General features: G+C 71.7%; 8 protein-coding genes. 2 read left to right on the plus strand and 6 right to left on the minus strand.

Features of this window, described 5'->3' with window-relative positions; genetic code table 11:
- Nucleotides 1–220: 220 nt before the first annotated feature.
- The 5 genes from ASG87_RS18000 to ASG87_RS18020 form a co-directional block, all read right to left on the minus strand.
- Nucleotides 221–1,012, minus strand: coding sequence for an AcvB/VirJ family lysyl-phosphatidylglycerol hydrolase (locus ASG87_RS18000; RefSeq protein ID WP_056008473.1), 792 nt, complete (start codon nt 1,010–1,012; stop codon nt 221–223).
- Nucleotides 1,009–3,564, minus strand: coding sequence for a bifunctional lysylphosphatidylglycerol flippase/synthetase MprF (mprF, locus tag ASG87_RS18005; protein ID WP_056008476.1), 2,556 nt, complete (start codon nt 3,562–3,564; stop codon nt 1,009–1,011). The genes ASG87_RS18000 and mprF overlap by 4 nt, the downstream gene beginning before the upstream one ends.
- 490 nt (nt 3,565–4,054) lie before the next feature.
- Nucleotides 4,055–5,413 carry a UDP-N-acetylmuramoyl-L-alanine--D-glutamate ligase gene (gene murD, locus ASG87_RS18010; protein ID WP_056008479.1) on the minus strand — a complete coding sequence of 453 codons (1,359 nt, stop codon included), beginning with the start codon at nt 5,411–5,413 and terminating at the stop codon, nt 4,055–4,057.
- Nucleotides 5,414–5,524: 111 nt separating this feature from the next.
- The gene (gene murL, locus ASG87_RS18015) at nt 5,525–6,886 is read right to left on the minus strand and encodes a UDP-N-acetyl-alpha-D-muramoyl-L-alanyl-L-glutamate epimerase (protein WP_056008482.1); all 1,362 of its coding nucleotides are present in this window, start codon (nt 6,884–6,886) and stop codon (nt 5,525–5,527) included.
- 424 nt (nt 6,887–7,310) lie between these two features.
- Nucleotides 7,311–9,884 (minus strand): bifunctional aspartate kinase/diaminopimelate decarboxylase, encoded by a 2,574-nt coding sequence (locus tag ASG87_RS18020; RefSeq protein WP_268761833.1) that lies wholly within the window; start codon nt 9,882–9,884, stop codon nt 7,311–7,313.
- 239 nt (nt 9,885–10,123) lie between these two features.
- Here ASG87_RS18020 and ASG87_RS18025 point away from each other — a divergent pair, with 239 nt between their 5' ends.
- Nucleotides 10,124–11,566 carry an FUSC family protein gene (locus tag ASG87_RS18025; RefSeq protein ID WP_056008487.1) on the plus strand — a complete coding sequence of 481 codons (1,443 nt, stop codon included), beginning with the start codon at nt 10,124–10,126 and terminating at the stop codon, nt 11,564–11,566.
- A 242-nt stretch (nt 11,567–11,808) separates the two neighbouring features.
- Here the strand turns inward: ASG87_RS18025 and ASG87_RS18030 are convergent, their stop codons facing one another.
- Nucleotides 11,809–13,326: a fumarate hydratase gene (locus tag ASG87_RS18030; protein ID WP_056008490.1), complete on the minus strand. Its 1,518-nt coding sequence runs from the start codon at nt 13,324–13,326 to the stop codon at nt 11,809–11,811.
- A 402-nt stretch (nt 13,327–13,728) separates the two neighbouring features.
- On the opposite strand from ASG87_RS18030, the gene ASG87_RS18035 reads away from it, so the two are divergent.
- Nucleotides 13,729–15,636: a S53 family peptidase gene (locus tag ASG87_RS18035; protein WP_056008493.1), complete on the plus strand. Its 1,908-nt coding sequence runs from the start codon at nt 13,729–13,731 to the stop codon at nt 15,634–15,636.
- The last annotated feature ends 89 nt before the right edge of the window (nt 15,637–15,725 follow it).

Genomic DNA, 15,725 nt, shown 5'->3' on the forward strand with positions numbered 1-15,725 from the left:
CTTCGGAAGCCGGCGCCAAATCCAGAGCAGTCCGTCTCTAGAACAACAAGCCGTCCTCAGAACAACCAACCGTCATTCCTGCGAAAGCAGGAATCCAGTGCCTTTCAAAGTCACAGGATTCCCGCTCTCTTACCCCTTTTCTCGGGGCTCACTGGGATGGCCGGCGAAAAACTCCCAAGCCATAGCCCAGGCCATTCCGCCCGAGCAAAACCCCGCCGGATCAGTTCGCAGCCGCCGCCGCAGGCAACTCCGCAATCATCCGCGCGGCAAGCGCACCGTAGTCACCACCGAGGTGGTGGTCGCCGGCCATCGCGTGCACGCGCACCCACGCGGGCAGGCGCGGTTCGGTGCAGACGGTGTCGTCGGCCTCGTCGGCGCCGTAGTAGCACGCCACCGGCGGGTGCGCGTCCAGCGCCAGCAGCGGCGGCAGCGCGGGATAGTGCGGCACCGGGTGGACCCGCTGCTTGATCGACTTCAGCGTCGATTGCAGCCAGCCCAGCCGCTGCTGCATGTAGCCCTCCAGCTCGATCTCGAAGTTGAGGTCGCGGGTGGGCGAGAGCAGCACCAGTTGGGCGATGCGCGCCCGGTGTTCCGGCGCGAGCCGCCCGATCACCGTGGGCAGCACGTCGGCGCCGAAGGAGAAGCCGACCAGCCACAGCCGCCGCTTGTGCGTGCGCGCCAGTTCGCCGTCGATCAGGGCGTCGAGCTCGCGCGCGGTCTTTTCGGCCGAGCCGCCGTGCCAGTAGTACTCCAGCATGCTGACGCCGAGCACCGGGAAGCCGCTGGCGTTGAGGTGCGCGCCCAGTTGCTGGTCCAGGTCGCGCCAGCCGCCGTCGCCGGAGAACACGATGGCGAGCACGTCGTCGCGCCCGGCCGGCGGCGCCACGCCCGCGGGCGCGGGCAGCACCGTGGTGGTCTCGGCCAGGCCCGGGTGCGACCACGGCCGCCAGGCGAGCAGCACGGCCGCCGCCAGCGCCAGCAGCACATACAGGATTCCGCGCAGCCATTTCATCGACGAACCACTCCCCCCAGGCCGCCCGCGATCAGGCTGGCCACGTTCGCAAGCACCACCGGCAGCGCCACGCCCGCAGGCACGGCGAGATAGCGCGGCTCCCATTCCGGATCGAACTTGTCCTTGTAGCGATGCAGCCCGCGGAAGTTGTAGAAGCGCTCGCCGCGGCCGAACACCAGCGCGCCGAAGCGCATCCACAGCGGCGCCAGCCGGCGGTTCTGCAGGCCCGACAGCGGCGCCATGCCGAGGTTGAACCAGCGGTAGCCCTCGCCGCGCGCCCACTGCATCAGCTCCACGAACAGGTAGTCCATGATCCCGGCCGGCGCGTCGGGCAGGTGGCGCATCAGGTCCACCGAGGCCTCTTCCCTGGTCTCGTTGAGCAGCAGGTTGGCGAACGCCACCGGCTCATCGTCCAGCCATGCCACCGCCATCGGCGTGCGCGCGAGGTAGTCGGGCCGGAACGCGCCCAGCGAGAAGCGCTTCTCGCGCACCTTCTTGCCGGCCATCCACGCATCGGAGACCGGCTTCAGCCGTGGCAGCAGCGCGGGCACCCCGTCCGCCGGCACGATCTGCAGGCGCAGGCCGTCGCGGTTGAGCTTGTTCACCGTGTTGCGCAGCACCTTCTTGGACTTGCCGTCGAGGTTGAAGCCGGCCAGCGGCACGCGCGCCTCCTCGCCGATCTTGAGCAGGTTCATGCCTACTTCCAGGTACAGGTCCAGGTCTTCCGGGCGCACCTGGTAGAACACCGGCCAGCCGCCGGAACGCTCGCACAGCTCGCGGAAGCTCCACACCAGCTCGCGTCGCGCGTCCTCGTCGGCGCCGACCGGGTCGCCCATCGCCACCCAGCTCCGTCCCTCGGTGTCGTACATCACGAAGGCGCGGTCGTCCGGATCGAACAGCAACGCCTTGTCGCCCATCAGCGCCAGGTGCGCCTGGGTCGAGGGGAACCGCTTGATCAGCGGCCATGCGCGGGCCAGTTCCTCCTCGCTCGGCGGCCGGTGGCGCGGCCGCACGGCGCGGATCAGGTGCGCCAGCGCGAACAGCAGGCCGACCGCCGCCGCGCCCACCAGCGCGCGCAGCGCGCGCGGCGCGCCGCCGTGGCGGAAGCTGAACTCCCACCACAGGCTACTGCTGTACTCGACGTGCTTGAAGCTGAACATCACCAGCCAGCCGGCGCAGCCCAGCACGGCGAGGATCGCCACGATCCAGCCGGCCGAGAAGCTCGCGCTGAACAGCGAGGCGCGCCGGTAGAAATGCCGGTGCGCCGGCGCCAGCGCCAACGCCAGCAGCGACAGCAGCGCGGCCTCCTCGTAGTCGATGCCCTTGAGCAGCGAGAACACCGCGCCGGCCACCAGCAGCACCAGGGTCAGCACGTAGGCCGCGTCGAGCCGGCGCTGCAGGCCGCGCGCGAGGATCAGCAGCAGCATGCCGATCACGCTGCTCATGAAATGCGAGACCTCCAGCACCGGCAGCGGCAGCAGCTCGCGCAGGATCGCCATGCGGCCCGGCAGGGCCAGGGTCGCGCCGGAGAACAGCAGCACCGCGCCGCAGACCAGGGTGAGCCCGGCGAAGAACGGCGGCAGCCACGCGGTGAACCACGGCGCCAGCAGCGCCCGGCGGCGCAGGCCGCGCGCCTCGCGCCACACCACCGCGAGCGTCGCCACGCACAGCGGCAGCAGGTAGTAGATCGCGCGGAACGCGGCCAGCGAGCCGAGGATCGGCGCCTCCAGCCCCTGGTTGCCGGCCACGCCGAAGCCGGCCAGCATCACCGCCTCGAACACGCCCAGGCCGCCGGGCACGTGGCTGATCAGGCCGGCCATCTGCGCCAGCACGAAGATCGCCAGGAAATGCCCGAAGCCACCGGAGATCGCCTCGGGCATCAGCACGTACAGCACGCCGGCAGCAAGCCCCCAGTCCAGCGCGCCCACCAGCACCTGCCGCGCCGCCTGCGCGGGGCCGGGCAGCTCGACCTGCCAGCGCCACAGCCGCAACGGCCGGCGCACCAGCAGCCCGCCGCCCAGCCAGGCCAGCGGCACCAGCGCCAGCAGCGCACCCAGCGGCCGCGCCGCGGCGGCCAGCGGCAGCTCCGGCGGCACCGGCACCAGCAACAGGGTCGTGCCGGCCAGCGCGCACAGGCCGAGCCAGAAGCCGGCGGTGCAGTACAGCACCACCCGCGCGATCTCGCCGGTGGACAGCCCGGCCTGCACGTAGAAGCGGTAGCGGATCGAGCCGGACACCAGCAGGGCCATGCCCAGCGTGTTGCTGAAGGCGTAGCTGATGAAGGCGATCAGGCCGACCCGCCGGTACGGCAGCCGGCGCCCGATCGCCGCCAGCGCGAAGCCGTCGTACAGCGTCATCACCGCGTAGCCGCCTGCGGTCAGCGCCAGCGCCAGCGCGATCTGGCCGGCCCGCAGCCCGTGGAAGTAGCCGCGCACCTCGTGGTAGCTCACCGCGCCGAGCAGGCGGTGCAGCGCCCACAGCGCCAGGCACAGCATCGACGCCGACAGCAGCGGGCCGGCAAGGCGGCGCGCCACGCCGGCCGCGGCGCTCAACGGCGCCGGCCGGACCGCGACGGGATCGTCCGCGCCCGGCTCGCCCGCAACGGCCCCTGTCCCCTTGGACTGCTCCACTCGACGACAACCTCCAGAGCACGGACAACGATCGGGACGCGCGCGACCGGATGCCGCGGACGGGGCATTCTACTGCGCGACCGCCGGCGCGGCGGCACCTTCGTCGAAACCGTACAGGCGGCGGCAGGCAAGCCCGCGCCGACGCACGGGTGCCTGCCCCGTCCATCGCCTCGCGGCCCGCCTTGCCGGCTGGCGGATGGCAGTACGCGACGCCGCGCCGGCTTGAGCCTGCGCAAGCACGCTGGCGCCCGGTCCACATCGCAAGGCGCCTGCACCCATCGCTGCCGGACCGAACCTGACTCGCCCATGGGCGGCGTCGCCGCCCAACCATGGACGGACGTCCGCTCCTCCGCTCTTCCCGGCCCGTACGCAGGCAGCGCCGGCGGCGGGTCACGGGAGACCGGGGCGGATGTCAGGCGATGCCCAGCCCGTCGATGCCGGCGATCGCGCCGCCGTCGAAACCGGCCAGCTCGGCGAAGTGGCGGCCGCGGTCGGCGTAGTCGCGGAACTGGTCGAAGCTCGGCGCGCCCGGCGACAGCAGCACCACGCCGCCTTCGGGCGTGACCGTGCGGGCCATCGCCACCGCTTCGTCCAGGCCGTCCGTCTCGCCCAGCGGCAGCTCCGGCGCCGCCTTGCGCAGGGCCATCGCGATGCGCGGCCCGTTGGCGCCCTGCGCCACCACGCGCAGCGAGCTGCGGACGGCGACGGCGCGCACGAAATCCGACCAGTCCAGGCCGCGGTCGTGGCCGCCGACGATCACCGTGACCTCGCGGCCCGGCAGGCTGTCCAGCGCCGCCAGCGTGGCCTGCGGCGTCGTGCTGATCGAATCGTTGATCCAGTGCAGGCCGTCGCGCTCGCCGAGCGGCTGCAGCCGGTGCGGCAGCGGGCGGAAGCTCGCCAGCGCCGGCGCCGCGGCCGCCGCGTCGTGGCCCATGAGCTCCAGCGCCGCCAGCGCGGCGCAGGCGTTCAAGGCGTTGTGCGCGCCGGGGGCCGACAATGCCGTCACCGCCATCACCTCGGCCTCGCCGCGGCGGATGAAACCGTCGCGCACGTGCCAGCCGTCCGGCCCGCCGAAGATGCGCCGCGCGGGATGCCCGGCGGTCAGCTCCAGCAGCTCCGGCTGCAGGCCGTTCACCAGCAGGGTCCGCGCCGCGTCGGCGAGGCGCAGCTTGTCCGCCACGTAGCGTTCGCGCGAGCCGTGCCAGTCGAGGTGTTCCTCGTACAGGCTGGTGATCACGCCCAGCTCCAGCGGCCCGGCTTCGCCGGTCTGGAAGCTGGACAGCTCGACCGCCCACAGCGCCGCCTCGCCGTCGAGCAGTTCCAGCAGCGGCATGCCGATGTTCCCGGCCAGCGCCGTGCGCACGCCCAGCGCGCGGGCGAGGTGCGCCAGCAGCGCGGTGGTGGTGCTCTTGCCCTTGGTGCCGGTGACGGCCGCCACGCGCGCCTGCGGGTGCTCGCCGAACCACAGCGCGGTGCCCGAGGTGAAGCGGGTGCCCTGCGCCTGCGCGGTGAGGATCGCCGGCTTGTAGGCCGAGATGCCCGGCGACTTCACCACCACGTCGTACGCGGCCAGCGTCACCGCATTGGGCTCGCTGCCGTGGACGGTCAGCGCCGGATCGAACGCGCGCGCCGCATCGACCTCGGCGGCGTGGCAGTACAGCGCCAGCGGCTGCCCCGGCAGGCGCCGGCGCAAGGCGCCGATCGCCGCCCGCCCCTCGCGCCCGAAACCCCACACCGCGACCCGCTGGCCGGACAGTTCAGCGATGCGCATGCGGGCATCCTCCCCAGCCATTCCTGCGCGGCTTTGCGAGGGCGACTGCAAGAGCGGTTTCGGCCGCGGCACTCCGCTCCCGCAACGAGCCGGGACGCTTGCGCAAATCGCTCATCCGCCGATCGCCGCCAGCGCCGGCTGCAGCCGCGCCGGTACGCGATGCTCGCTGGACGGCGCCAGCCACGGTTCCAGCGCGAGCTGCGCGGGATCGAGCTGGGGCAATATCTCGCGGATGAAGCGCGCGACCAGCGCGTCCTCCTGCCACTCCGGGCGCTGGCTCAGCGCATACATCGCCGCGCGCGCCTCGGCGCCCTCGCCCACGCATTCGAACGGCTTGTGGTCCTGGAACTCCAGCAGGGCGTCGAAACCGGCCGCCTGCGCCTCGTCGTCCAGCAGGTTGCGCCCGAAGATCGACAGCAGCCGCGGCTTGGGCAGGAACGGCGCCAGCGCGAGGAACACGAAATGGCACTTCGGGCACTGCCCGCACCATCGGTCGGCCGGCTTCGGGCCGAGCAGGCGGAAATTGCGGTTGCAACTGGAGAACGCGTCGAAGTACGGGGTCAGCTTCGCGAACGCGCGGGTGATCGCCAGCTCCGAGTACGGCCGCAGCAGCGAGCAGTAGTCGAGGTCGGCGGTGACGTGGCCGTGCAGCCAGTCCGACAGCAGCACCTCGAAGGCGTAGCCCTTGCTCCACTGGTGGTTCACCTGCTGGCCGTCGTACTCCAGCGTGGCGGCCGAGGCGGACCGCTCGTTGGCGAAGGCGATCGAGTCGTAGCCGTACAGGATCGCGGCCACGGCGAGGATCGCCGAATTCACCGCGGTCACCGGGATGTGCCCGTTCCACGCGCCCAGCCGGTTCAGCTCGAACAGCCCGGGCGCCAGTTCGCGCTGGATGTTCAACGTGGGCAGGCCGGTACGCTCGGCGCAGGCCGCGATCAGCGGCGAGTTGCCGACCCACACCGCCGTGGCGTCGCCGCCGATCGACTTGATCGCCTCCACCGCCACCAGCGAATCCTTGCCGCCGCCGATGGGCACCAGGGTGCGCCTGGGCAGGCCAAGGCCGGGGGCCATATTCGACGGTGGGTTCCCGGGCGAGGGAGCGCGGCGCGGGAAGGCGATCCGCCCGCGCAGGTCCAGCCCGTTGCGGTAGGCGAACTCGGCCAGGCCGTGCAGGTACAGCGCGTCGAGCAGGCCGGCGGTGGCGTCGTCGAGCGGGCCGTCGGCCACCTCGATCTTCGGCGGCACGCCGGCCTTGTAGTAGCTGATGCCGGCGACCAGGTGCAGCAGCTTCAGCGCGGCGTCGAAGGCGGCCTGGCGCTCGCGCGGCAGCGGCGGCGCGGCAGGGAAGCGGATGCGCTCCACCAGCGGCTCGCCCTCGTCGAAGGCATAGGCCAGCTCGGCCACGCCGTCGGCGTAGCGTGCGTGAAGGAAGCGGAACACCCGGGTCAGGCGCGGTTGGATGGTCGTCGTCACTCGTCAGTCTCCGCGACGTGCTCCCTTCCCCCGCGGAGGGGAAGCGGGCGAGGAACCGGGCTGGCCGAAGCCTCCGGAATCACTCCAAGCACGCCCTCGCTATTCGTCAATGCGTCATTGTCCCAGAAACCATGGTCCACGGCCGGCGCAGTCTTCAAGCCGGGACACCCCCGGGTCCTTTTCTCGCCGTCGCCGCCCCGGGCCCGAAAACTGCCTTCCGGCAAAATGCAACGCCGTCATCCCGGCGAAATGCAGCACCGTCATCCCGGCGAAAGCCGGGATCCAGCGCCTTCGCATCTGCGGCCGCCCCGGAGTCGCTGGATCCCGGCCTTCGCTGGGGTGACGAGCCATCGGCAGATGACGGGCCATCGGCAGTCGCCCTACAGGGAAAGGCACGAAACCCGGGACCACCGAAGCCCGGAACTCAGTCGTCCAGCACGATCTCCCCGGCCTCGTCGCGCAGGTTGTAGGGCGAGGACATCACCTTGCCGTAGGCGCCTGCCTGGGCGATCAGCATCACGTCGCCCTCCTGCGCCTCCGGCAGGCGGCGGTCGGTACCCAGCACGTCCCCGCTCTCGCAGATCGGGCCGACCACCTGGTACAGCGCGGTGGCCGGCTCGTCGAGCCGGGTGAGGTTCACGATCTCGTGCCAGGCGTCGTACAGCGCCGGGCGGATCAGGCTGTTCATGCCGGTGTCCACGCCGAGGTAGCGCAGCGCGCCCTTGCCCTTCTGCTGGGTGGCCCGCGCCAGCAGCACGCCGGCGTCGGCGACCAGGTAGCGGCCCGGCTCCATCCACAGCCGGTAGTGCGGATAGGCCGCCTTGACCTCGCGCAGCACGCGGTCGAGCGCCGCCACGTCCAGCCGCGCCTCGCCCGGATGCGAGGGCACGCCGAGGCCGCCGCCGATGTTGAGGAAGGCGATGCTGCCGATCCGCTCGGCCAGGCTGGCGAGCTGGCCGTAGACCTCGCCCCAGTGCGCCGCGTCGAGCACGCCCGAGCCCAGGTGCGCGTGCAGGCCGCGCACGGTCACGCCGTGCGCGTCGGCCAGCCGCAGGAAGGCATCGACCTGCTCCACCGGCAGGCCGAACTTGCTGCCGGTGCCGCCGGTGCGCACCTTCTCGTGGTGGCCCAGGCCGCGGCCCAGGTCAACCCGCAGCACGATCTCGCGGCCGCGGAACAGCTCGCCCCAGTGCTCCAGCGGGTACAGCGCGTCGAGCGTGACCGTGGCGCGGGTGGCGAGCGCGGCCACGTAGTCGGCCCGCGCCGCGAAGTTCGGCGTGAACAGCAGCGGCGTCGACGCCGGCACCAGCGCGTCCACCGCCTTCAGCTCGCCGGGCGAGACGCACTCGAACGCGTAGCCCTCTTCGGCCAGCGCGCGCACGATCGCCGGATGCGTGTTCGCCTTCACCGCGTAGTGCAGCCGGTCCACCGCGGCCAGCGACTTCAGCTCGCGCGCCTGCGCCCGCACGGTGGGCAGGTGGTAGACGTAGCGCGGCGTCGCCTCCGCGCCCAGTTGCAGCAGCCGCGCGCGCTCCTCCTCGCCGCGCCACCACGCGGCGGCCGGCGCCGACGCCTCGCCGCTGCCGTACAGCGCCTGCCAGCTCGGCCCGAACAGCGCGCTGTCGTCGGTGCGCAGGGCGCCGGCGCCGATCAGCAGGTCGTGCAGGTGCGGCAGCAGGTCGTCCACCACGCTCTCGTCCACCACGAAGGTGAGGTTGAGGTTGTTCGACGACTGCGAGATCAGGTGCACGCGCAACTGGCCGAACTCGGCCAGCACGCCGGACAGCGTGTGCAGCATCGAGCGCATGCCGCGGCCGACCAGGGTGATCGCCGCGCACGGCGCGATCACCTTCACCCGGCACACCTTGGCCAGGTCGCTGGCGAGCGCGGCGACGGCATCCGAATCGAGCAGGTTCTCGGTGGGATCGAGCGACACGGTGACATTGGTCTCGGCCGAGCCGATCAGGTCGACCGACAGGCCGTGCTGCTTGAAGTGCGCGAACACGTCGGCGAGGAAGCCGACCTGCTGCCACATGCCCACCGACTCCATCGAGACCAGGGTGATGCCCTTGCGCGCGCTGATCGCCTTGACGCTGGGCGCGTGCTCGCGCACCTCCGGGCCGATCACCGTGCCGTCCAGCTCGGGCCGGTTGGTGTCCTTGATAAGCAGCGGCACGCGCGGCTCGCGCAGCGGCGACAGGCAGCGCGGGTGCAGCACCTTGGCGCCGGTGGAGGCGATTTCCTGCGCCTCCTCGTAGTCGAGCTTCTGCAGCAGGCGCGCGCCGGGCACCTGGCGCGGGTTGGCGGTGAACATGCCGGCCACGTCGGTCCAGATCTCCACCCGCGCCGCCTTCAGCAGCGCGCCGAAGTAGGACGCCGAGGTGTCCGAGCCGCCGCGGCCGAGCAGCACCGTGCGGCCTTCCGCCTCGCGCGCGATGAACCCCTGGGTGATGAACACCTCGCCCTGCCCGGCCAGCCGCGCGGCCAGCGCCGGGTCCGGCCGCGAATCGACCATCGACGACAGCAGCCGGGTGCGCTCGTTCTGGTTCGGCAGCGCCACCGCGGCGAGGCAGTCGCGCGCATCCAGCCACTGCGTGGGCAGCCCGCTGTGGCTGAGGAAGGCGGCGCCCAGCGCGCTGGACATCAGCTCGCCGTGCGCCTGCACCTGCGCCTGCCAGGCCAGCTCGCCGAGCGCGCCGGGGCCCTCGTGGGCGAGCCGGGCCAGCTCGTCCAGGCGCGCGCCCAGCGTGTCCGGCAGCGCCAGTTGCATGTGCTCGAGCAGCTCGTAGTGCCGCTGCGCGATCGCCTTGGCCGCCTCGTCGCGTTTGTCCTGCCCGTCCTGCGCGCACAGTTGTTTGAGCGCGTCGGTGATGCCGGTGAGCGCGGAGACGACCACCAGCACGCGCGCGCCTTCGGCGCGGCGGCTGGCGACCAGCTCGCGGATGTTCTGCCAGCGGGGAAGCGTGGCGACACTGGTGCCGCCGAACTTCATCACGATCCAGGATGCGTCGGGAGCGGGTGCGTCGGAGGGACGCGACGCGGGGGCGTTCGAGGTCACGGGCTATCGGGCCATGGTTGCGGGAAAAAACGATCCCGCCAGTGTTGCGCTGCCGCAACGGGAATGCAACCGGATTCGGACGAAGCGCGATTTTGGACGTCCAGACGTCCGCTTGGCGAGGCGGCCGGGGCGCCGGCCGGCACTGCTACACTGCGCCACCCCGGAGGAGCCGGCCGACCATGACCATCGCGTTTCCCGCCCCTGCACGCGGCTGCGCCGCCGCGCTGCGCGCGCTGCCCGAGGCGGTCGTGGCGCTGGCCTCCGCCCTGCTCACCCTGGCCTGCGCGCAATGGCTGGCGCCCGGGCCGGGCAGCGCGGTACTGGCGGTGGTGCTGAGCCTCTCGCTCGCGCGCAGCCGGCTCGACCGCGACCGCCGCGGCCGGCTGGAAGCGGCGATCGCCCTGCCGGCGGTGGGCCTGGCCGCCACCGGCGTCGGCCTGCTGCTGCGCGACCTGCCCTGGCTCGGCGCCGCCGCGTTCACCGCCGGCGTGGCGCTGTCGGTATGGCTGCGCCAGTTCGGCGAACAGGCGCGGCGCGCCAGCCGGCTGATCGCGCTGCCGTTCGTGACCGTGCTCACCGTGCCGCACCTGTCCGGCGCGCAGCGCGGGCCGCTGCCGGCCATCCTGGTGCCGGTGGCGGTGGCCCTGCTGGCGCTGGCCTGGGTGTCGGCGCTGGACGCGCTGGGCCGGCGGCTGCGCCTGTTGCCGGCCATCGTGCAGCCGGCGCATCGCACGCCGGCCCGCGCGGTGCCGGACCGGACGCGGACCTCGGCCACCACGCGCATGGCGCTGCAGATGGCGGCGGCACTGGCCTGCGCCTTCGCCGTGGGCCATGCCTGCTTCGGCCCGCACTGGCCGTGGGTGGTGCTGACCGCCTTCATCGTGCACAGCGGCAATCGCGGCCGCTGGGAAGTGGCGTACAAGAGCCTGCAGCGCCTGGGCGGCGCGGCCATCGGCACCCTCGCCGCGGCCGTGCTGGCCCCGCTGGCCGGCACGCACGGCAGCGGCAGCGCGGCGTCGATCCTCGTCGCGGTGTTCCTGGGTACCTGGCTGCGGCCGCTCAACTACGCGTGGTGGGCCTTGTTCGTCACCGTGGCGCTGGCCCTGCTGCAGGATTACGCCGGCCTCCCCGCGACGGCGGAAATGGGCCTGCGCCTGGCGGCGATCCTGGCCGGCGCCGCGATCGGCGTGGCGGTGGCCTGGCTGGTGCTGCCGGTGCGCTCCACCGACGTGCTGCGCCGGCGCCTGGCCGACGCACTGGCGGCGCTCGGCGAGGCACTGGACCCGGCGACCGCGCCGCACGACACGACCGCCTTCATGCATGCGCTGGACGCGGTGGATGCGCTGGCGCCGGCCTTCCGCACGGCCCGCACGCTCGGCCGGCGGCCACGCTGGCGGCTACCGGCCGACTGGATCGATGCGCTGGCTGCCTGCCGTGCGCCTGCGGTGGCGCTGATCGATCGCGGCGCCACGCCCGGCGCGGTACGGCGCGCCGTCGGCGCGGCGCGGCAGGCCCTGCGCGAGCCGGAACGGTTGCTGCCGGCGCTCGAAGCGTTGCGCGGGGCGCTGGAGGCGGCCGATGCGCCGTCCACGTCGCCCTTGCGGGAAAGCAGCGCGGGCTGACCCCGGTTGCGTCAGGGAATCCCAATATCTCGTCGTTCCTGCGGAAGCAGGAACCCAGCGCCTCTAGTTCGTGAGCCCCAAGGCACTGGATCCCGGCCTTCGCCGGGATGACGAGCGGGCGTCCCGAAAACTCCGTCGTTCCTGCGGAAGCAGGAATCCAGTGACTTCTAGCTCGTTAGGTCCCAAGGCACGGGATCCCGGCTTTCGCAGGGATGACGGGCCGGCGTCCGATGGTTCGCGTCTTATTCGACGACCACGGGAATCTTGCCGATCTTGGCGCGCCATTCCTTCGGCCCGGTCTGGTGCACCGAGGTGCCTGCGCTGTCCACCGCGACGGTCACCGGCATGTCCTTCACCTCGAACTCGTAGATCGCCTCCATGCCGAGGTCGGCGAAGCCGACCACGCGCGAGGCCTTGATCGCCTTGGAGACGAGGTAGGCCGCGCCGCCCACGGCCATCAGGTACACCGACCGGTGCCGCTTGATCGCCTCGATCGCCGCCGGGCCGCGCTCGGCCTTGCCGACCATGCCGAGCAGGCCGGTCTGCGCCAGCACCTGCTCGGTGAACTTGTCCATGCGGGTGGCGGTGGTGGGGCCGGCCGGGCCGACCACCTCGTCGCGCACCGGATCGACCGGACCGACGTAGTAGATGAAGCGGCCCTTGAAATCGACCGGCAACGGCTCGCCCTTGTTCAGCATGTCCACCATGCGCTTGTGCGCGGCGTCGCGGCCGGTGAGCAGCTTGCCGTTGAGCAGCAGCACCTCGCCCGGCTTGAAGCTGGCGACCTCCTCCTGGGTGATCGTGTCGAGGTCGATGCGGCGCGCGTTGGTCGGGTTGTAGGTGAGCTTGGGCCAGTCCTCCAGCGACGGCGGATCGAGCGCGACCGGGCCGGAGCCGTCGAGCACGAAGTGCGCGTGGCGGGTGGCGGCGCAGTTGGGGATCATCGCCACCGGCAGGTTGGCGGCGTGGGTCGGGTAGTCCTTCACCTTGATGTCGAGCACGGTGGTGAGGCCGCCCAGGCCCTGCGCGCCGATGCCCAGCGCGTTGACCTTCTCGTACAGCTCGATGCGCAGTTCCTCGGCGCGGTTCTGCGGGCCGCGCGCGATCAGCTCCTGGATGTCGATGTGCTCCATCAGCGATTCCTTCGCCAGCAGCATCGCCTTCTCGGCGGTGCCGCCGATGCCGATGCCGAGCATGCCCGGCGGGCACCAGCCGGCGCCCATCGTGGGCACGGTCTTGAGCACCCAGTCCACGATCGAGTCGGACGGGTTGAGCATGGCGAACTTGGACTTGGCCTCCGAGCCGCCGCCCTTGGCCGCGACGATCACGTCCACGGTGCCGCCCGGCACGATCGAGACGTTGATCACCGCCGGCGTGTTGTCCCTCGTGTTCTGCCGCTTGCCGGCCGGGTCGGCCAGCACCGAGGCGCGCAGCTTGTTGTCCGGGTCGTTGTAGGCGCGGCGCACGCCTTCGTTCACCGCGTCCTCCAGCGAGCCGGTGAAGCCTTCCCAGCGCACGTCCATGCCGACCTTGAGGAAGACGGTGACGATGCCGGTGTCCTGGCACAGCGGGCGATGCCCTTCGGCGGCCATCCGCGAATTGATCAGGATCTGCGCCATCGCGTCCTTCGCGGCCGGCGATTCCTCGCGCTCGTAGGCGGCGGCGAGGTTGGTGATGTAGTCGACCGGGTGGTAGTAGCTGATGTACTGCAGCGCGTCGGCGACGGACTGGATCAGGTCTGCTTGCTTGATGATGGTCATGGCGATGGCTTTCGACGCGTGGAGAGGGACGGCTCCGCGGAAAACCGCGGCGCACAACCCCGTCATTGTGCCGCAAGCGGGCACGGCCTCAAAAAAGCCGCCCCGGCGCGGGCACGCGATGGCCGTTCCGACCGCGCAAGAAAGACGCGATCCACCCTCGCGTCATCGCAAGAAATTACTTGCGCGGCGGCACTTCCCGCCGTTTCCGACCGCGCGCATGCTTGCCCGACCCGCCGCCCTCCGTCTTCAGGGGGGCGACCGGCGGCGGGGCAGCAAAGTGGGGCAGCACGTCTCGATGAAAACGCTTTACGGCCTGGCCGGAAGGCGAGATGGCGGTGTCGGTTCGCGCAACCGGCAGCCCGCCGCTTCGGCCAGCGTTCTTCGCTTCCTGGAGAAACTCACATGCTCGCGACATCGCATCGCAAAACCCTCGCGGCTTCCCTGGCACTGATCCTCGCCGGCGTCGTTCCGGCCAGTTGGGCCGGCGGCCTGCAGCGGAACACCGACATGGGCCTGGCGGCCACCGGCCAGCGCGCCACGGTGACGCTGGTGCTCCGGCTGCACGACCAGGCCGCGCTGGAGTCGTACATCCGGCAGACCGTCACGCCCGGCAGCCCGCACTACCACCAGTTCCTGAGCACCGGCCAGTTCGCCGACAAGTACGGCGCCAGCGATGCGCAGATCGCGCAGGTGCAGGCGTTCCTGCGCGCGCAGGGCTTGCAGGGCACCGTGCTGCCCAACCGCATGGCGATCCGGACCAGCGGCACGCTGGGCCAGTTCGGCCGCATCTTCCAGGCGCCCATCCACAGCTACGTCTCGCCCGCCACCGGCCGTACCTTCCATCGCCCGGCGACCGCGCTGGTGCTGCCGCCCGCGCTGGCCGGCACCGTGCTGCTCGCCACCGGGCTCGACAACGAGCGCGCCTACCTCTCGCACCGCATCAGCGCGCCGAAGATCGCCGGCCGGCAGCCGTCGCTCAACGCGCTCGCCAGGAAGGCGGGCAGCGGCAACCCCACCGCCACCGGCGAGCCGGGCAACTACACCGTGGGCGACGTGGCCAACCTGTACGACATCAATCCGCTGTACGCGCGCGGCATCACCGGGCGCGGTTCGACGATCGCGATCGTCACGCTGTCCAATTTCGACCCGGCCGACGCCGAGGCCTACTGGAGCGGCATCGGGCTCGCCACCAAGCCGCACCGCATCACCCAGATCCACGTCGACGGCGGCGGCGCGATCGACGGCGGCAGCGGCGAGACCGCGCTCGACGTGGAGCAGTCCGGCGGACTCGCGCCGGATGCCGACGTGCTGGTCTACGACGCGCCCAACGCGGGCAACGGCTTCACCGACGCATTCATGCAGGCGGTTGCCGACAACCGCGCCGACAGCATCTCGACCAGCTGGGGCAGCCCGGAGATCTTCAACTTCGCCGCGCTGAACGTCGACGGCGCCAGCAATACCGACACCACCGACGTGGGCGACCTGCAGACCTTCCACCAGATCCTGCTGGAAGCCGCCGCGCAGGGGCAGTCGGTGTTCGCCGCCACCGGCGATTCGGGCGCCTACGACACGGTGCGCCCGCTCGGCCACGGCAGCGGGCCCGGCCAGTTCAGCGCGCCGCTGACCGTCGACTCGCCGGCCTCCGACCCCTACATCACCGCCGCCGGCGGCACCACCGTGCCCTACAGCTTCAGCTTCGCCAGCGGCCCGACCGCATCGATCACCCAGGAAAGCGTGTGGGGCTGGGACTATCTCCAGAACTACCTGGACAAGATCAAGCCCGGCGCCTACGACCTGTTCGCCGGCGGCGGCGGCGGCGGGGTCAGCGTGTACTGGCGCATGCCGTTCTACCAGTGGTTCACCCAGGGCATGCGCACCAGCGAGAAGAACCAGTCGCTGGTCTACAACGATCCCCAGTCCGGCCCGTTCACCTACCTCAAGCTGCCCGGCCATTTCAGCGGCCGCAACCTGCCGGACATTTCGTTGAACGCCGACCCGGAAACCGGCTACATCGTCGTATCCAGTTCCGACGGCGGCGTGATCTCGGAGGGCGGCACCAGCTTCGTCGCGCCCCAGCTCAACGGCATCAGCGCATTGCTCGCGCAGAGCGCGCACCACCGGATCGGCTTCTGGAATCCGCAGCTCTACCTGCTGCAGAACGTGTTCGGCTACGGCCGGTATTCCGCCTTCAACGACATCCGCGCCGGCGACAACTGGTTCTACGCGGGCAAGCCGCGCTACGACCAGGGCGTGGGCATCGGCACGCTCGACGTGGCCCACTTCGACCTGTTCCTGCGCAGCGGGCTGTAGCCCGCAACCGCCGTCCCGCGCCCGCCCTTGCCGGCGGCGCGGGACGGCTGCGCCCGCCGGCGGCGCCCGCAGCGGGGCTTGCCCCACTC

This window comes from Frateuria sp. Soil773 (genome assembly GCF_001428405.1).
In the GTDB taxonomy this organism is placed as follows: domain Bacteria; phylum Pseudomonadota; class Gammaproteobacteria; order Xanthomonadales; family Rhodanobacteraceae; genus LMSL01.